18 protein-coding genes are annotated in these 19,726 nt (G+C 36.4%); 7 read left to right on the plus strand and 11 right to left on the minus strand.

Annotation, left to right across the window (positions count from 1 at the left end):
- Positions 1-128: 128 nt before the first annotated feature.
- From C9J42_RS07970 to C9J42_RS07980, 4 genes are all read left to right on the plus strand, one after another.
- The gene (locus C9J42_RS07970; protein WP_107208259.1) at positions 129-848 is read left to right on the plus strand and encodes a sulfite exporter TauE/SafE family protein; all 720 of its coding nucleotides are present in this window, start codon (positions 129-131) and stop codon (positions 846-848) included.
- Between the two features lie 146 nt (positions 849-994).
- Positions 995-1,147 carry a hypothetical protein gene (locus tag C9J42_RS21610; RefSeq protein WP_199187151.1) on the plus strand — a complete coding sequence of 51 codons (153 nt, stop codon included), beginning with the start codon at positions 995-997 and terminating at the stop codon, positions 1,145-1,147.
- 760 nt (positions 1,148-1,907) lie between these two features.
- Positions 1,908-2,369: a SulA-like leucine-rich domain-containing protein gene (locus C9J42_RS07975; protein WP_107260411.1), complete on the plus strand. Its 462-nt coding sequence runs from the start codon at positions 1,908-1,910 to the stop codon at positions 2,367-2,369.
- A gap of 194 nt (positions 2,370-2,563) precedes the next feature.
- On the plus strand, positions 2,564-3,976 hold the full coding sequence (locus C9J42_RS07980) for a basic amino acid/polyamine antiporter (RefSeq protein ID WP_107208257.1): 1,413 nt from the start codon (positions 2,564-2,566) through the stop codon (positions 3,974-3,976).
- 63 nt (positions 3,977-4,039) lie between these two features.
- On the opposite strand, the gene C9J42_RS07985 is transcribed toward C9J42_RS07980, so the two are convergent.
- From C9J42_RS07985 to C9J42_RS08025, 9 genes are all read right to left on the minus strand, one after another.
- Entirely contained in the window at positions 4,040-5,356 is a 1,317-nt protein-coding gene (locus C9J42_RS07985) for a GGDEF domain-containing protein (protein ID WP_107208256.1), read from the minus strand.
- Positions 5,357-5,542: 186 nt separating this feature from the next.
- Complete coding sequence (locus C9J42_RS07990) at positions 5,543-6,826, minus strand: DEAD/DEAH box helicase (protein ID WP_107301872.1); 1,284 nt, start codon at positions 6,824-6,826, stop codon at positions 5,543-5,545.
- A 142-nt stretch (positions 6,827-6,968) separates the two neighbouring features.
- Positions 6,969-7,298 (minus strand): hypothetical protein, encoded by a 330-nt coding sequence (locus tag C9J42_RS07995; RefSeq protein WP_107247661.1) that lies wholly within the window; start codon positions 7,296-7,298, stop codon positions 6,969-6,971.
- A 131-nt stretch (positions 7,299-7,429) separates the two neighbouring features.
- Positions 7,430-8,338: an N-acetylglucosamine kinase gene (gene nagK / locus C9J42_RS08000; RefSeq protein WP_107208253.1), complete on the minus strand. Its 909-nt coding sequence runs from the start codon at positions 8,336-8,338 to the stop codon at positions 7,430-7,432.
- Positions 8,339-8,570: 232 nt separating this feature from the next.
- Complete coding sequence (locus C9J42_RS08005) at positions 8,571-9,296, minus strand: tRNA-uridine aminocarboxypropyltransferase (RefSeq protein ID WP_107247662.1); 726 nt, start codon at positions 9,294-9,296, stop codon at positions 8,571-8,573.
- A gap of 93 nt (positions 9,297-9,389) precedes the next feature.
- Positions 9,390-11,471, minus strand: coding sequence for a methyl-accepting chemotaxis protein (locus C9J42_RS08010; RefSeq protein ID WP_107247663.1), 2,082 nt, complete (start codon positions 11,469-11,471; stop codon positions 9,390-9,392).
- Positions 11,472-11,792: 321 nt separating this feature from the next.
- The gene (locus C9J42_RS08015; protein ID WP_158259295.1) at positions 11,793-12,137 is read right to left on the minus strand and encodes a DUF3802 family protein; all 345 of its coding nucleotides are present in this window, start codon (positions 12,135-12,137) and stop codon (positions 11,793-11,795) included.
- A gap of 65 nt (positions 12,138-12,202) precedes the next feature.
- The gene (locus C9J42_RS08020) at positions 12,203-13,222 is read right to left on the minus strand and encodes a GGDEF domain-containing protein (protein ID WP_107208249.1); all 1,020 of its coding nucleotides are present in this window, start codon (positions 13,220-13,222) and stop codon (positions 12,203-12,205) included.
- Positions 13,219-14,187, minus strand: a complete 969-nt coding sequence (locus tag C9J42_RS08025) for a response regulator (RefSeq protein WP_107260419.1) — start codon at positions 14,185-14,187, stop codon at positions 13,219-13,221. The genes C9J42_RS08020 and C9J42_RS08025 overlap by 4 nt, the downstream gene beginning before the upstream one ends.
- A 317-nt stretch (positions 14,188-14,504) precedes the next feature.
- Between C9J42_RS08025 and C9J42_RS08030 the strand changes: the two genes are divergently transcribed.
- The 3 genes from C9J42_RS08030 (at position 14,505) to C9J42_RS08040 (ending at position 16,942) form a co-directional block, all read left to right on the plus strand.
- Positions 14,505-14,864, plus strand: a complete 360-nt coding sequence (locus tag C9J42_RS08030) for a glutathione S-transferase N-terminal domain-containing protein (protein ID WP_107208247.1) — start codon at positions 14,505-14,507, stop codon at positions 14,862-14,864.
- A gap of 166 nt (positions 14,865-15,030) precedes the next feature.
- Positions 15,031-15,711, plus strand: coding sequence for a DUF3334 family protein (locus tag C9J42_RS08035; protein ID WP_107208246.1), 681 nt, complete (start codon positions 15,031-15,033; stop codon positions 15,709-15,711).
- Between the two features lie 202 nt (positions 15,712-15,913).
- Positions 15,914-16,942, plus strand: coding sequence for an acyltransferase (locus C9J42_RS08040; RefSeq protein ID WP_107208245.1), 1,029 nt, complete (start codon positions 15,914-15,916; stop codon positions 16,940-16,942).
- A gap of 56 nt (positions 16,943-16,998) precedes the next feature.
- On the opposite strand, the gene C9J42_RS08045 is transcribed toward C9J42_RS08040, so the two are convergent.
- Positions 16,999-18,540, minus strand: a complete 1,542-nt coding sequence (locus C9J42_RS08045; protein WP_107301873.1) for a GTPase family protein — start codon at positions 18,538-18,540, stop codon at positions 16,999-17,001.
- The gene (locus C9J42_RS08050; protein WP_107294644.1) at positions 18,524-19,720 is read right to left on the minus strand and encodes a YcjF family protein; all 1,197 of its coding nucleotides are present in this window, start codon (positions 19,718-19,720) and stop codon (positions 18,524-18,526) included. The genes C9J42_RS08045 and C9J42_RS08050 overlap by 17 nt, the downstream gene beginning before the upstream one ends.
- Positions 19,721-19,726 lie beyond the last annotated feature (6 nt).

The raw sequence follows: 19,726 nt of genomic DNA on the forward strand, positions 1-19,726 counted from the left end.
TTAATTAAAATTGGATAACCACCTATATTTTCATTTACTATTTTACTTTATGCATTATTAGTATTAGTTTGATTTAGTATTTACATAATCTCCGTAACCACCCATATTCAAGCTACTACATAAATATAATGACTATTGAACCTACCACCTTACTTGCGATTGCAGCAATCTTTGTCGGATCTTATGTCCAAACAGCTATCGGCTTTGGTTTAGCAATTGTTTCTGCACCTATTTTAATTGTTTATGCTCCACAATATGTCCCTGCCCCTATTTGCCTTATTGCATTATTTATCTCATTACTTAACGCCTTAAAACATCGCAGTAGTATTGAACTTGGTGGTTTAAAAATGGCCATTTTAGGGCGGGTACCTGGCTCTATTGCAGGTGCGGCTTTACTTGTTTATGTTTCGGCTCATGTCCTAACATTGTGGATTGGTTTACTGGTACTACTTGCAGTGGTTGTGAGTATCTTACCTTATCGGATTGAACCGACGCCTCGTAGAATGGTTATTGCAGGCTTCTTCTCAGGCTTATTCGGTACAAGCTCCGCCATTGGTGGGCCGCCAATGGCGATATTGTTGCAACATCAAGAAGCCAATCAATTACGTGGTAACCTATCAGCATTCTTTGTCTTTAGTTCTATTGTTTCTTTAGCGGCACAAATTCCTGTCGGCTTTCTTTCTTTTGATAAACTTTGGATAACCCTCCCTTTAATCCCAAGTGCATGGCTGGGATATTGGTTAGCGCTCAAGACTACCCAGTCTCTGCCGAAAGAAAAAATACGCTACGCTGCTCTTATCCTGTGCTTAATTTGCGGTATCATTGCCATCTATGAAAGTATCCACTAGTAAATATGTACTCAATATCACATATCACTAAGATTAGTACCCACAGTATCAATTAAACCAAACAAAATGATTGACCATTACCGATACAACTTGATAAACATATGTTAACAAACATTAATTTTTATCAGTTATTTAAGAGGTATAATATGGATATTGTTGTTGCCTTAACGAACGGAAAGTTCGGTATTGTTGAAGACTGCATCACGGCAGATGATATTGAAGGTAGCTGTATTGAGTGCTGGGTTGAAAATGACACAGGCTTTACTTACGAAAAAGCGATTGTCGCATATTGTTTATAGTCTAGTTACTTTAGAATTAAGCATCTAAATAATAGGTGCTTAATTCTCTCATCATATCAAGCCAACTCTATTCAAGAACTATTGTTTTATTTATCTGAAAATATGTTGGCAATTCAATTGATAATTATAGTTAGGGTAAATGCATAGAGCATATCCTAACTATGTTATTTTCCCATCACCTGAGACTACAAAAGTAAGTAATCGCCTCTCCCGCATTAGATCTCATTAACCTATTAACCTTCTTGCAAGCCTTTCTAAATACACATAAATGTCCTATCGGTAATGCTTTTATCTAGATTAATAACAAACCAACAATCCACATAACTATGCATCGGCTATAGGCAATACCGTGACGAATGCGCACAGAGCCATCTTCTATTCCCATTACTACATTAATTACGCTGATTAATCATCCACAGCAGCCTCAACAGTCAATTAACCGATTTAATACTGTAACTGTTTTTAACCCAACCACTGTACAAAACACTGTATGAATTACTGTATAAACACCTGTGACATAGCGCAATATTTTAACTATTGATAATTTTCAGTTTTCATAAAACAAAATAACACAAATAAAACACACTTAAATATTCATTTAAAATCAGATATTTAAATTAATTTTAATTCAAACGCTACCTATAAAAAACCACACAAGATATAAAAAGATCACACAAAAAACACTTGCATCAGGAGCTAAATAAAACTACTGTACACACATACAGTATGTATATATAACCACTAGTTGAGGAAAGCACTAATGAACTACCACTCATCAATTACTGCTTCACAAGTTTACAAGTCAACATTTGCAGCAGATTCAACCCAGCACCCCCTTTCTGCTGCGGTCGGACAACCAATTGAAGTGAGTTATAGTGCAGAGCAGCAAACTCAATTAGCCTATTTCTTACGACTATTAAAAAAAGCGAATAGTGAAAATCGTTGGATCATGTTTATTGGCTATGATGCCTTAATCGATAAGTCATTATTGAAAAATGCAGGTATCGACATCAACAAGGTCTTGCTGTTAAAAACACCTGTTCATCAAAGTAAACATAATTTAATGGTGAAGGCATTAGAAATGGGAAATTGCAGTGCTGTTATTGTTGCTGGTGAAATCGAACAATTTGATACTCCCCTTATATACTCTGCAGCGACCAGCGGACATGCGATGGCATTTGTACTAAATAAAAATACAACAACCCACTTAACTGTGCATTAACATGGACTAAGATCGTAACAAAATGGTTACAGTGACGTAATTTTAATGAGGATAACGTTAATAAGTTTAAATAATTCCCCTTGTTCCATCCCAAATAAACATACAAACTATCATTTTATTAAGATAATGGTTTTTAGGTACATAAAAAGACCATATAATCTTATATATATGATAATTAAAGATTAGGTTACAACATGGATAATAAGCTTGGATTAGGGGCGCTAACAGCACTCGTGATCGGCTCAATGATTGGTGCCGGCGTATTTAGCCTTCCTCAGAATATGGCACTCGTTGCAAGTCCAGCGGCTGTAATGATAGGATGGATGATCACTGGTATTGGCATGATCTTTCTCGCCCTATCATTTCAATACCTTACAATTATAAAACCTGAAATTAATAGTGGTGTATTTGGCTATGCGCAAGCTGGTTTTGGTGACTACATCGGATTTTGTTCCGCATGGGGTTACTGGCTAAGTGCAATGCTAGCAAATGTCTCATATTTAGTGATTGTCTTTAGCACATTAGGCATGTTTTTCGATAAACCTAATGATGTTATTTTTGGACTTGGTAATACGTGGCAATCTGTTGTTGGCGCTTCTATTATTTTATGGCTCGTCCACTTCTTAATTTTGCGAGGTGTTAAAACAGCAGCAAAAATTAATATGGTAACAACCATCGCTAAATTAGTACCTCTATTCTTATTTGTCTTCTTTACCATGCTTGCCTTCAAATGGCACACATTCATTTTTGATTTTACTGGCATTGAGTTTGGTTCCAAACATGACCTACTTGATCAAGTAAAATCGACTATGTTAATCACAGTATGGGTATTTATTGGTGTTGAAGGTGCCGTCGTTGTTTCATCACGAGCTCGCGATCGGAAAGATATTGGCCGAGCAACTATTCTCGGTCTATTAACAGCGCTTATTATCTATATTTTTGTAACGCTTCTTTCTATGGGTATTATCAGCACTCCTGAACTCGCAAAATTACAAAATCCATCAACGGCTAAAATATTAGAACACATTTTAGGACCGTGGGGAGCCGTTCTAATTGGCTGTGGCTTACTTATTTCTGTATGTGGTGCTTTCCTTAGCTGGACGGTTTTAGCAACAGAAGCACCGTTCCTTGCCGCTAATAATAATGTATTTCCTAAAATTTATAAGAAACAAAATGAAGCCGGTACTGCCGTTACTTCATTAAACCTAACGACTATTTGTATTCAGGTATCTTTATTTGTAGTGACTTTTGCAGGTGGAACCTACAATAGCATTTTGGTCATTGCCTCTGAAATGATTTTGATCCCCTACTTTTTAGTTGCTGCTTATACGTTAAAAATAGCGATACAAACTAAAAATAGAGGTTCTTTACTCTGGGTTGGTATCTTTGCAACCGTATACGGTATCTGGCTACTCTACGCATCTGGTTTGCACCATTTGCTGTTGTCTGCAATTTTGTATTTACCTGGAGTGTTTTTCTTTATTAAAGCAAAACGAGAACAAAATAAGCCTATTTTTGTAGGTAGAGAAATCTATTTTGTTTTATTCCTTATTACCATTTCAGCGTTTGGTATCTACTTACTTGTAACAGGAAAGTTAGTCATCTAAATTGCAACTAAAAAAGCCGTGTTAATAAAATCAACACGGCTTTTTTCACATCATCTGTTTAACTTATAACTGTCGTTCATTCCAAGCTATCTCAACGCGATTTCTACCACGCTCTTTAGCCTTCATTAAGGCCTCATCAGCACGTTCAATAAAGTGGCTATAATCTTCATTCTCAAGTTCTGCTACACCTAAACTACAAGTAACTTTCATACCGTTATCCCATACAGCACTCTCTATACATTCACGTATTGATTCAGCCAGTTCTGCGGTAGCACCTAAAGGTGTTGCTGGGCAAAAAATCACAAATTCTTCTCCTCCCCAACGAGCAAATACATCAGATTTTCGTACACGCTTATTGATCAAACTTGCAAATCGTCGTAATACTTCATCACCTAAGCGATGGCCATACTTATCGTTCACTTGTTTAAAGTAGTCAATATCGATAAATATCATTGAAAAAGAAATATTATTAACAATTGAGTGTGTTGTTACCTCTGCTAACCATTCATTAATTTCATGTCTATTACGAGTTCGCGTCAAGGGATCCGTAAATGCTAACTCTTCAAACACCAAGCTTTTCTCGTACAAAGTACGGTTTGCAGCACGTAAACGTTGTGTACGTTCTTCTGTTTCTTTAATCTTTTTTCTTAGATAAATGCGATCAATAATGATAAAAGATATTGCTGTTACTACCCAAAGCGATAACAATATTTTTACTAACGCTTGTTCAGTGATCCTTTCACCATAAAAAACCAGCTTATTTAATCTAATGGAATAATTCGCTTCTTTTACATAACTGCCTGTAGCAACTTCAATGATTGAAATGTTATCAAACTGTCGACTTGATTTATCAACAGGCACTTCGTAATCAGCTATCCACCATGATAAAACTTGGAAAGAACGAAGAGGAAATACAACTAGCCCTTTATCCTCTCCAGGGGCATACTCAATTGCATTAAACTTTAGAGAAATAGGATCTGATAACTTCGCGTAAGCTGAATCATAATTACGTAAATAAATACGGACTCTTTCTCCCTCTAAAGGGCTGTCATAATCAATATCAATCCCAACACTATCATAATCACTAAGATCAATACCTTTATCAACTGAGTCTGTTAGTGATATCGCAATTTCACAAAAAGGCCATTGCGCTTTATTAACGATATCACATTCAAGTAATGCACCATTCCTATCTATATATAAAGACGATTCTGTTGCACCATTCTGTCCTTTATCATCAATAATTTTGTATGTACTATTTACAGGAGACACAATGTACTCTTTCTTTGCGCCACCAAGCATAAACCACCCATAAACAATACAGGTAAAAATAACTAGAAATAATATAGTGTAACGGACTGGTTTTATTAAACCTGTCATGAAAACCTCAGAGACAATTAAAGAAAAAAATATGCATATAATTTAGTAGTAAAACTAACAAAGCTTACCGATTATAACAATAGAATAATCATTAATATGTAAGCCTTATTATACTTTCAGTGCAAAGCATTAACACTAATAAAACAATAAGTTATCTTGAATTTATCATTATTGCCTCACCGTATATTAGCGACGATTTCTATGCTTACCTCTATTCTGGTGGATTCTACTTTTCGACTTTGCTCGTCGCTTTTCAGCTGCTGCACCACGGTGAACAGATTGTGTTTCTATTAATTCAGGATTAGGCTCATAGCATTCTAACCATTGCTGTGGTAGACGGCTATCTAATAACTCTTCAATCGCTTTTAATGCCCATTCTTCATCAAGGCTCATCAAAGTAATTGCATGACCAGTCATTCCTGCTCGGCCTGTACGACCAATACGGTGAACATAATCTTCAGCTTTGAAAGGCATATCAAAGTTAACTACATATTCAAGTTGCTCAATATCCAGACCTCTGGCAGCAACATCAGTCGCGACTAATACACGAGTCTTACCTGATTTAAAATCATCTAATGCACGTTGGCGCGCACCTTGGCTTTTGTCACCATTGATCGATGACGCTTTAATACCATCTAAACCCAAATCTTTTGCTAACTGATCAGAGCCCTGCTTAGTTTTAGTGAAAACCAATACCTGTCGCCAATTACGAGAACCAATTAAATACGCAAGTAATTCAGCTTTACGATGTTTATCAACAGGATAAACCATTTGTTCAACGGTTTCCGCAGCAGTATTTGCTGGCGTTACTTCTACCATTTTAGGGTTGGTAAGAATATCAAATGCTAGCTTTTTAACTTGCTTTGAAAAAGTAGCAGAGAAAAATAATGTCTGACGTTCTGCCGGCATTCGCTTCATAATACGTTGAATATCAACAATGAACCCCATGTCTAACATACGATCTGCTTCATCTAATACAAACGTTTCAACTTCAGATAAAGAGACAGAACCATTAAAGACGTGATCAAGTAAACGTCCAGGTGTCGCGACTAAAATTTCAGCGCCTGCATTTAAGGCTTTAACTTGTACATTCATACTCGTACCGCCATAAGCAACCGCCACTTTTAACTCGGTATATTTGGCATACGTTGTAATACTATCAAATACTTGTTGAGCTAATTCTCGTGTTGGAGTCAAAATTAAAGCACGAATTTTATTACGTGACTTCTGATTATTTTCGACCGCTGTCGACACCTGCTCAGCTTGCGATGGTAACGTCATTAAGCGTTGTAATAGTGGAAGTGCAAATGCTGCTGTTTTACCTGTGCCAGTTTGTGCACCTGCCATTACATCGTCACCTTTCAATGCCAATGGAATTGCTTGTTGCTGCACATCTGTAGGTGTTGAATAACCTAATTCAGTCAATGCTTTTAACAAATTGGGATGAAGGTTTAGGGATTGAAACGACATAATGATTTCCTAACAGTAAAAACACTTATAACTTTCGATACAAGTAAGAACCGTGAGTCTACCATAAAAGGAAATAAGCGATCTTTTATCAATTGAAACAATATATAAAAATTATCAACAATGCAGATTTATAGAAAGGATGTTATTGGATATAGAGCTGTTTTTTTATTCTATAAATTCGCAGTTCTCTGATAGTAACAAAAACAAAATTGATAATCACAGTGATAAACAGGAAAGATGCTCCTAGTGGAGAATAGTCGAAGCTCATCATAAGATAGCCTAATGCACTGAATGAAATTAAAACTAATATCCACCTCAATGGCGAACCAAATCGTAAATCGTCGCGTTTCTTATCGTAATACACTGAAAAACGGCCTAATAGAAAGCCAAACTTAATGTCTAAACCATAAGATTTTATCTCATAAGGCTGCGAGATTTTTTTTAATTCCTGCTCAAGCTCTGCAATATCCATATTCATTTCCTTATAAAAGTATATCCATACTAGCAATTTAAAAATAAGAATTTTAAACAGAGGTAAAATTATGAGGCTCGTTTAACAAAAAAGAGCTCTATAAGAGCCCTTTTGATTGAATCTAAAAAATATTATTTTATATTTAAGAATGCCGCACCACGTACGCCACCCGCATCACCATATTTTGCTTTCACTACTTTTGGCGCAACAGCTACAGACAATAAATATTTAGGTAAACGCTTTGGTAATTCATCGTAAATAACATCAAAATTAGATAAACCACCACCAAGTACCACAACGTGCGGATCTAAACCAGTAAAGATATTAGCGAAACAGATAGCAAGCAACTCTAAGAAACGTTCTACATGCTCAACTGCTTTTTCTTCACCTTCACGATAATGACCAATAATTTCAATTGCTTTTAACTTTTCACCGTAATAGTGCTGGTATAACAATTCAAAACCACGACCCGAAAGATAATTATCAATACAGCCTTTTTGACCACATCCACAACCGAGTAACGGTGCATTTTCACCTAAAAATAACCATGCATCTAACGGTAATCGAGCATGGCCTAGTTCACCACCTACATGGTTTAGACCAGAAAACACCTTGCCATCAAATACCATACCACCGCCAACGCCAGTACCAAGGATCAAACCTAGTACTGATGGCGAATCTTTATGTTCATCATCCCACGCTTCAGATAATGCAAAACAATTCGCATCGTTATCAAGTGCCACTTTACGACCCAGTTTCGCTTCTAAGTCTGCACGTAACGTGCGCCCTTTTGCAGCAGGAATATTAGACGTTAATACAACGCCATTTCGTGCATCTTCAATACCAGGAATACCGATGCCTACCAAGCCTTCACAACCAAATTTTTCATCGGCTTGTTGAACCAAAGTAACAACTATATCGATTAACTTATTGTAATCATCACCTGGTGTTGCCACACGCTCTGTTGCTACACGCTCAAGCTTTTCATTAAATGCCCCAAATTCAATTTTGGTACCGCCGATATCAAAGCCGTAGTACATCCTATAACCTCACAAATAATGCTCAACAACACCCGACCAGTGTACAAAACTTTCACTACTTTGAAAATTATCCACACTAAGCACCACTCTATCTGTGACTAATAGCAAATTTAGCCTCATGATGAGGTGTAAAGATCTCGTTTAAAGAAAAAATTTAGCTAAATTACATAATCATCACTGATTAAATGACAACCTCTCTCATTAACAACAAGTGACAAGGTAACGTTTACATTTAATTTCCGTACTCAAGCATAAAACTTTGAAGTGTTTTTAAGGCAGAGTCATCAGGCAATAGTCGATTCATTTTACCTGTGATGTAATTTTCACGAAATACATCAAACCACAGGTCTAACATTTCAGCATTTTCATGCTCACCAAATAAATCAACAATTTTAGCAGCAACTTCTGCTGTACCTAATTGGTTATCCTTAGACGCCTCACGCATTTTATAACGTGATGGTTTATCAGGGTTTATCGATAAGACTGGGAAATTATTTAAGTAAGGACTTTTACGAAACATTTTTTTTGCTTCAGCCCAACTACCATCCAGCATGATAAATAATGGACGTTTGCCGTCTGGCAGCTCAACGTTTTCGGCAACACGTTCAGGCTCTGCATATTCAGCAGGAAAAACCACATAAGGTTGCCATTGTGGATCATTAAGCAGTGCTAACATCTCTGTATTCGGTTCAGTACGAGACCAAATATAAGCGAAGGTATCTTCAAAAACATCAGCAATCAAACGGCCTGTATTGCTTGGTTTTAAGATCTCGTCATCGAACATGATGAGTAGAAACGCAGCATTCGATGTTGCTAATGGTCGATACTCACAAATACAAAGATGAGTTCGCAGCATACATTGACGACAACGCTCAACTTTACAACCGCGAGCTAAAAATGGACGAGTCGAACGCGCTAAACGTTCGTCATATAAAGTATGTACAGCATGTATGCGCATGAAGGATAACCTGAGACAAAATGAACTGCCGCATTCTACCGAATACCATGCGCAACATACAAAAATTAACTCTATCCAGTTCGTCTCTGATTATTAATTAGTCGATACTGGCGTTTCAAATGTTAAGACGGGATCATTTTCATCTTCCAAATGATAACGGCTCAACATACCTTGTTGTTGTTGCGCGATGACAGCGACACGTTCAGCTTCATCAACAAGCGTATCAAGCTGGTGATTATTTTGTTGAGCACGACTTGCAACCTGCTCCAAATTTTGGGCAACATGTTGTGACGCTCGTTCTTGTTGTTGTGTCGCGACGGCAATCGTCACCATTTGTTGATTGATATCTGAAATAGTATTTTTGATCAAATTTATAGCTTGTTGCACATCACTGCTACGTTCAATAGACGACATCATTTCTTTACGACTCACTAACATCGCTTCATTGACGTCATCAGCCGCTTTATGAAGCGAGGCTATCGTATTGCGAATAGACTCTGTTTGTTGATTCGTTTCACTTGCCAATTGACGAACTTCATCTGCAACAACAGCAAACCCACGGCCTTGTTCTCCCGCTCTTGCTGCTTCAATGGCTGCATTTAAAGCCAGTAAGTTAGTGTTATTCGCGATAGAACTTATAAGCTCCACGACTTCTGTAATTTCTTTTACGTAATTATCTAACTCTTGCATTCGCTTTTCATTAATAGCGAATTGCTCTTCTAATGCTAATAAGCCTTGAGTACTGCACTCAATAATCCCAACACCATTTAAAGCTAATTGTTGAGCCTTTTGCGCTTGTTTTTCTGATTCAGAGCTACTTTGCGAGATCTCTCGAATAGATCCTTCAAGTTGTGTCATCGATGTTGTTACAACAGCCAATTCCTCACTTTGATTTTGTAGCGCAACACGCGAAGTTGTAGAAGCGTGCATGCTTAATTCAGCAGCACTGGTTAACTCATTACTGTTAGTAATTAACTGCTGTAGTGATTCTCTATCATGTTCACACAGATCGTTGAGCACTTGTGCTAACTGAGCAAATTCACTAGCAGCATTAGTATTTGCCTTAACCGTTAAATTCCCCTCACTAATTTTATTTACAACGTCACTAATATGTTCAATCGACTTTTTCACTACGCGGCTTATCCACGTTCCTGCAAGCACTGAAATAATTAACCCAATGATGCTAAAAATTAGGAACATTTGTCGTGCATCATTGCTTGCATGTGTAAAACCATTTTCACCATTTTTAATTAAGCCATGTGATTGCTGGGTAATCACTTGGAGTAAATCCATAATCAAACTAGTTTGGTGTTTAACTTCGGTATATTTAATGCTTTGTTCTTCATTGAGTTTCAATACATTTAAATAACGTTCAATATATCCCTGTTTGGCAAATAACTTTTTTACCATTTCAAATGGCACAGTGAGGCTTGAAAAATCATTTATCGCACCATTTTCACGTACCAATTCACCCCAAGCATATTTCATCCCTGATAAATTCGTACGTTTAAGATCTTTTGCTATCAACTTTGCTTTAACCAAATCAGGTTCTGTGACTAACAGCATCAAGTTACCGCTTAACTCTACAGCATGATTTAAAAAGTTAGTGACATTACTCATCGCATACTCGTTATCAGAATATAACGTTATACCAACACGACTCATTTCCGAACGAACAGATGAAACCGCATAGTTCATCGTTGAGCGCTCAGTTGCTAGCTTTTCTTTATTTAGAATAATTTCTTTTTGAATGGAATAAATATCAAACGCTAATTGATTAATGGATTCAACTTCAGACAAGTATTTTTCTGCATATTGTTTTAACCAGTTTATCTTATAAGTTTTTGCTAGTATCTCTAACTCTTTACCTGCATCTTCACCTTGGCTATGCATATTCTTATAAATAGCAAATGTTTGATTCAGTGACTGTTCATTATTACTCATCAACATATCACTTAAACTTTGCTCAACTTCTAATGCACTTGTCACAATCGCGGCGTTTTTTAATGATACTGGCACCGCTTGGTTGCTTAATACATCAAACTCTCGGGTCATGTTATTTAATCCATTGTTACCCGAAAAAGAAAGCGTAAGACTGATTGTTACCAGTATTGCTAAAACAAACTGAATTCTTAAAACAACAGATAATTTTTTTGCGCGATGTGCTTGCTTCATTAACCTATCCTCAGAACATTGTTAAGAGAGAAAAGTAAAAAGCAAAATGCTAACTACCAATTATTAATATTATGAATACTCTCTATGGAGCATTAAGGTAATAATTAATTGTTAAAGAAATATTTCAATTATTTATTTTATTAATATTCTTGTTTTTAATGATAATAGACATGAATTAAGTTCTACTTAACTCACATTCCATATAGGGATTTTTGGTGGCTTTTATATGATAAAATACAGCATAAAGTTGAAATGAAATATGACATTAAATACCTTATTCCTTTTCTGCATTTATTAAATGGATTAACTACATTAAAATTTTTAATAAATTTTTAAAATTGCTGAGTCAAATAAGTTTTTTACTAAACTAATAAAGTCTTCTAAGAAACTAATTTGCACATCAGAAGCTTCACATAACCAAATTCCTTCAAGAACTTGATTGAGATCAGCAAGAACTAAATCAGCTTCTTGCATTAACTGAAAACGAACATCTTGCTCAATATCAGGGTTTTGCGAAAATACGGTCATCAATTGCGTTGCGATTAAATCAGTGACGACATCTTCTATAGTAATGCTTTTTTCAGATACGGATAACCCTTCAAATAAGGTTAAACTTGAGGCTAAATACTCAACTAAAGCTTCATATCCTTCTGTATTTACGACCAGATTTTCCACAATACTATCCATATATAATCAGAAAATTTTTATATACTTTACTCTTTATTTTTTCATTAACCAATATTTCTATTGAATTCATTGATATTTTTTACATTTGTCGCTAGTGAAGTAAATTTACCATCCGCTTGCATTACTGTCGTTTGATTTCGTCCTTTATTCTTCGATTCATACAGAGCAGAATCAGTTTGTTCTAGCCATGATTCATAGTTGGTTATACCTGGGTGTAACTGGCACACACCTAAACTTATCGTGACATTAATTGTCTTACCATCAACAACAACATTCGCCTTTTCTACTTTTTTACGTAATCTTTCAGTAAAATAGCTGGTCATATCTGCCGTAGTTCCAGGTAAAATCACACCAAACTCTTCTCCCCCATAGCGCCCTGCTATATCGCTTTGCCGTTTTGCTTTTCGAACGATATCAGCAATCGTTTTAATGACGGCATCACCAGCAACATGGCCATAAGTATCATTAACATTTTTAAAATGGTCGATATCAAACATAACTAGTGTCATCGATTGATGCATTTGCTGATAGTGTTCAAACTCTTCAACTAAACAATTTTCCCAATGCCCACGATTATACAGCTGGGTTAATCGATCTGTGATACTAAGATGAGTTAATTGCTCGTTTGACTCCCTTAGGTGATTTTTATTTTTAGCTATATCCGTGACATCTGTAATCGTTAAACAGATATGAGTATATTCACCAGTCAAAGACTTCAAAGGTGTTAATGTCATGTTTTGATACATGAAATCAGCACCTCCAGAGATTGGACTAAAATTACTAAACTTAAATACCCAAGGACGATCTTCCCATGCAGAAAAAGAGCGCATTCGTAATTTAAATGTTGATGATATTTTATTTTTTAGCCAATTCTTAGGTAAATTCTCTACAACATCAAATAAAGGCTTACCCATTATTTGATCGGTTGATATACCGCTATATGCCTGCATAAATGTATTCCATGCATATACATTGTAATCTTTATCCAATATCACAATCCCTGCATCCAAATGATCAAGGACCTGCATGGTTAAATGAAAATCAGCTAATGAAATATCACTCAATTTAATGTTTCCATAATCTGGTGAATAACTTTAGTGGAGTGACTATCCATCATAAATAGTACTTCACATTCAAGATCCAGTGTTTCAGCTTTATATACGTATTCCACGGTAAAAAAATCACTCTCTTCATACTCTTTCTGACTCAAATTCATATATTCTTCTAAAATGATTGGCTGCCGAACTGAGAATGGAATACTTATTTGTTCTGATAAAGCAACGAGAAAAGAAGAAACCATGATATTACTAATATCAATAACAACTTCATTTTTATCTTCATTTGTTTGACTAAAACCCAATTTTTCACCAAACGAAAGAATATCTTTACCGCGTAAATCAACTAAAGCTTCACCATGAATACCACCACCGACAAACCGCTGAGCAATTGCAATTGATTGATGATCACTACGAATATCAGCAATTGTCATAGCAAGATCGCTACTTTGCATAGTGGCGACATATGGCAATGGCATTTTAATAAACTCACCAAGATGGTCTGAAATAATTGCAGCACCACGACCAAGTGAGATATTTGCGATTTCTCTAAAACCTTCAATATAATCAACAGATAAAGTGTTATCGTTCGCGGTTGTATTTGTTAACACCGTGATTTGTAAATTCGATAACAGTTGTTTGAGCTTTTTCTTGTCAAATGGCTTTGACAAAAAATAATCGGCACCAAGCATCAAACAACGCCTTGCTGCTTCTTTTTGGACATCTGCAGAAATAATCACAATTGTAGGCTTATAACTGAAACTCGGAAGTCGTTTTAATACTTCAAAACCATCCATGATAGGCATAGTCAGATCTAGAAAAACGACATCAATATTATTTTTAGCTATTTTATCTAGGCCATCACTACCATTTTCAGCATAATATAAATTTATGTCATAGCTATCCTTCAACAAACGCGTCATTGATTTATGGACTAGCGGTGAGTCATCACAAATTAGTATATTTTTCGCCATAACAATAGATTAGGATCTTTTTAACATTAATAAAAATATCATAGAGATATTGCTACAAATATCTATCATTTGGTTATGAAATTTAGTTGATAAGTGACATTGGTCTAATTTTTGACTTTGGTTCCAAAAATTACATTACAACAGAGTGATAAGTTTATCGATGATATTCGGATAAGCTTGTATTTATACTCGTAAAGTGATGTTGCCGTTATAATAAGATGACTATAAATGACCATAATTTCACGGTATTCTAATACTGTCCATTTGGATGTATGAAAATAAATTAACACTATATTAATTATGTAAGGTTTGTCAGTATGAAGGTTATTCGCTGGATTCTTGGGCGTATTATTCTTGTCCTAAATTTTATTTTTTCTCCTCGCGGGATAAAACGTTCTTCCGAACAGCAAAATGAGGTCAACAAAGCGGTAGCTAAACTCAAGTTATATCAATTTGATGCATGCCCTTTTTGTGTAAAGGTACGTCGCGAAGCTAAACGACTAAGCTTACCGTTAGAAACACGTGATGCAAAAGTATCACCTTGGGAGCAAGAATTAATCGAACAAGGCGGTAAGCGCAAAGTTCCTTGTTTACGCATTGAAAAAGAAGACGGCGTTGAATGGATGTATGAGTCTAGCGATATTATCGCCTATCTTCAAAAACGTTTTAATGGCTAGGTTAGAGAGTTAAAATCCTCCCCAAATAACCTTTTAATAACAACGACTAAAGTTCCCTCTTTTGATGCCGATAAACAACCGTTATTGTTTTATCGGCATCTTCTCCACTTTATTAAAGCAACTATTTAGTGGCTGCCTTCAACATCTTGATACAACAGGACGTACAATGAGAAAATTAAAAACCGTCACTACAGATGATATTCTATTAAAACTGTGCCAATCACTTTCCGATGTCTTATCTAAAGCAACAGAAACTGACGTTTCCTATTCCGCCATGGTACAAAAAATTAATAAAACAAGTTTAAAACCTGATATTGGTTGCTTTGTACTATTTGATGGCGGTTTTACTGGTTTAGTCGTTACAAACTTTACCAACCAAGCAGCAATGGAGCTTTATAAAGAATATATGCTACGTATGGGGATTTCTGAAGATGAGCTCGCTGTACATCATACCTCTGATGAGGTTGCGAATATTCTTGGTGAATTAATGAATCAAGTCGTTGGGGATTTTACGGGTAAGATCGGACGTGAGTTAAAAGTCTCAATTACTCAGAACCAACCAAAAATGTTAGCACTCAACAAACAAATATTATTATCTGTTGATACCAACTTAGATCGCCCTCAAGCTCGTCGTGTTAGCTTTACTACAGCCAAGAACAACATTTTCTATCTTGAATTTGCTATGGATAAAACCGAATTTATCCAACTGGAAGAATTTGAACAAGACACTCAAGACACCGACAGCATTTTTGAATCAGCCAAGCTTGAACAACAAAAGGAAAATGCTAAAAATCAAACGTTAAAAGATATTAACGACCAAGATCTCTTTGATCAACTAGGCATTTAATCTAATAGGTTTTAATGAATATTTAATAGGCAATATATTACTCTCATGTATTGCCTTTTCTCAAAACAAATATCGGTGTGAGATGTTAGTCACATTTTATATCTATTCCTCCTGCTAACCACTCTTTTCCCCTTCAGTTTAATTTACAAAATAGACTTTTAAGTTTACCTTCTTTGCGAAATTATTTGATGAGAATGCTGTAATGACACACAAGCGTATTACTAGTTTTGAATCTGGGCGACTCATTGCTTTACTCGCAATTATAGGCTTACACAGTCAAGTCTTTATGAAAACACCGTTGATTTTCGGAGAGCCCCTCATTGGGATGTTCTTAAATCAAATGAGTCGTTTTGCTGTGCCGCTATTTTTCATTATTGCAGGTTATTTTTATTACCCAAAATTAGTCGCCAGCACGTCAAAAGAAGATGTTTTAGTAAAGTACGCAAAACCTCTGCTCATTATGTGGTTAAGTTGGAGTGTTGTTTTTCTAATAATCCCTTTTAACTTTTCGATACTACTCAGTGACGGTTACCTTGCCGAGCGCAGTAATCACTGGAATAGTTTACTTGCAAACCCAATAAATACTTTGTTTGAAGGTTCTCTTGTACACTTGTGGTACATCCCTGCTCTAATTTGCGCGATAGGTATCATAACCTTGTTACATAAATATCGCCTTGATAACCTACTATTACCTGTTGGTTTAATATTATTCATTTATGGTTGTGCTGCAGGCAGCTATGTTCCAATTACAAATATAGAAGCACCAATTTTAACCCGTAACGGCCCCTTTTTTAGTACGTTATTTGTTGTATTAGGTTATGAAATACATCGTCGCCAGATAACATTGAATACCAAACTAAGCTTAATTATTGCTAGTATTGGTTTTGCTGTATTTTTAATAGAGGCAAATTACCTCTATTTCTTTGCTAATGGTGCCTTTTATCATGATTTCTTATTAAGTTCACCAGTATGGGCTGTAGGGATTTTCTTATTTCTTCAAGATAAGTCTAATTTTGGAGAACAGTTAAAGCCAACAGCATTTAGTAAAGATATTTTAGGTATATACCTCTGTCATTTACTTATTGTTATTTACTTTTTTAATTTGGTTTTCATGCTTAATATCAATCCGATATTATCCAGCTTTTTAGCATTACCTTTTGCTTTTATCATTTCATTCCTCTTAGTGAAGCTCTTACGGAAACTCCCTTTTGGGTATCTATTAGTTCGCTAACAGCATGAAAAAAGCCCTCTCGTTTACACTTGAGGGCTTTGTTCATTTACATATTTTTATTTTACTGCAGCATCAAAAACCAGTTTGCCTAATCGATACAATCGTTGAGCTTGCTCGGTATAATCAATACGATCGCCATCAATACGACGACGATTTAACTGGGTATTGATACCCTCTTGATACACCTCTTGAATCGTCTCTTGAAGTACATCTAAGTTATAAGTCAATCTTTCACTACTAACAGATAATGGAATGATAGTGTCGCTTTTCATCAAGTTTTGGTTGTAATTAACGGCATCTAAAATGATTTCCCCTTTCTTGGTTTGGATATCATTCAAATCATAAGGGGGTAACCATTCATCAACAGGCTTCAGCTTATCCACCTGATTAACCAGAACAACGATCTTTGGTGCTTTACGATGCTGATTTTTCGGTTGTGTATAAAACTCTTCAATCATCTGTTTTAACGTAATATCAGCTTGGCGCGATGATTGATTCGCTTTAAGTACCCACAACACCACATCACTTTGCGTAACTTGTTTTAACAGCATTTGATTAATACTTTCAGTACCGTCAATACCAGGTAGATCAATTAAATTAATCACATCGGTTCCTTCGACTTCGCAACGATAGGTTGTTGCTTTATCTGTTGAAGGTAACGCACTAATTTCTGCGGACATCTCCCCTAATAAACCATTAACCACAGATGATTTACCCGCACTAATTTGCCCTATTACTGCAACACGTAGTGGTTCAATAGGAACCGCTCCAGCCTGTTGATCTTTGTCATGCATTTTACTGTGCGGAACGGAAGCATCATCAAGTTTGAAATGACCGCTATAAAGATCGATGGCGACTGAGGCAACTTCTTGTAGCAAGGTCATTTTTAGTTTGGTTTGCACTTCTAAGCTGACATCATCAAATAGCTTACCTAACACTAATCCGCGCGCTTCTGCTAACCATCCTGTTGGTGTTGCAATACGAAATAATCGATAGACATCATAGGCAGATTTCGCATAGCCCACTTTATCCTTTAACTGATAGCCTTGCTGAAGGCTCTTTAATGTTATTTTCTCAGCAAATGGCACATGCTCTTGTAAAAAATAACGATAACGCCGACTTACTTCTTCCACCATAAGTAAAAACTCAGGAGCAGTAAAAGATAGGCGTTGGGCTGATTTACCTTTATTAAAACGATCCGCGACTTCTGCAACTAAGACATATGCATGCGCTTGTAATGACTCCCACTCAGGTGCATCACTCAGTTGTTGCTGAATGATCAATGTCACTTCTTGCCACACCTGATTTTCATGCGCTCCCCATTGAGGATTACCTTCCACATGCAATGGGACTAAATCATCACTGACAGCATCACTCACTACTCTTTTTCGGCGAATAAACCAATAAGGGACAAAAACAATCAAACACGAAATTGCAATTAAAGCGAAAAACAGTATCCATTGACCATTATTGATTAATGCGACAATACCAAAGCCTGATAACACGACAACTGGCAATAAAATAGCAACAGCCACCAGCGGAATAAAACCATCTGATAACTGACTAATAAGTTGATAACTCTTATTTACGCGCTTCATGGCTATCCTTACTATCAAGATTATTTTGATTAACTTGCTGGTCAGCCACTTTTTTAACTGATTTAAACGCTTGTTGATACGTTGTCTTTAATAACTCTTTCGATACGGTTTCACCTTTACTCCGGTGGTAGAGGTACATAGCGGCGGCACGGCCAATCGCATAAGAGGATGAAAAGCTCATTGCGGCAGCCGTCGCACTACCGACAGTTTGCCCATAAGCGGGAATAAATTTTACTAACTGATTAACGCTTAACTTGGAGATATAATGCAATAAGAAACCAGAACCAAGCATACTAATAAATTCTGCATAGTCTTTCTTATTCCACGTCACACCATATTGATTGGCAAGGCTGTGTAACATTTTTCCTTGAATAGCTGGAACCGTAAATAAGCCAATGGCTGGAATCGCATCACTCGCGCCTGCAGCACCTGCATACCATAAGACTTCTTTACGTAATCGCTCGAAGTTTTGCTCTTCTCTATTACTGTGTGCCTGTTTATTTGAGAGAAGGCTCAACATAGGCAGCGTTTCAGAAAGCACTAAGTTTAAGGTATCTAAGCCGATGTACTGTTGCTCATCAGGGATCAAATCAACCCCAATTGGCTGATAAGTATTTAATTGTTCATCCGTATTTTTCGCTTGCCATACGGACTCTTTAATACCCCATACTTCCATAACCCGCTGATGATTATAAAAAATGGCTCGCTCGCGTTCTTGGCTATCATTCAGGCTATTTATTGCCGTGTGAACAACCAATAAATGTTTAATTTTGCCTGAACGCTTAATGGTTTTTAACGCCTCAAGAACGGATGATTGTTCTGGTTCTTCAGCTTTCATGATAACGATCAATGCGTGGCTTTTACCGCTACACATCGCTATGTCCTCAGCAGGATCATAATTAGCTTCTGCCAAACCTCGGGTATCTAGAAAACGAACTAATGGGCTATCTGTTGGGTATTGGTAAACTTCTGCAGTACGTGTGCACGGTTGAAAACCGTTACCGATCTCAACCGCACTACTTCCTGTGATGGCTTGAATAACCGTCGATTTACCCGCACCTGTTTTACCCAAAAGCCATAATGTTGGAATATGCTTTTGCCATTCATCGAATGCGGGCTCAAGCTCTGGATTAACCGTTGGGTTAATATAATCATAAACTTTCTTGAAAAAACGATTCATTGTTTA

The sequence above is a fragment of the Photobacterium sp. GB-56 genome (assembly GCF_003026105.1).
Lineage (GTDB): Bacteria > Pseudomonadota > Gammaproteobacteria > Enterobacterales > Vibrionaceae > Photobacterium.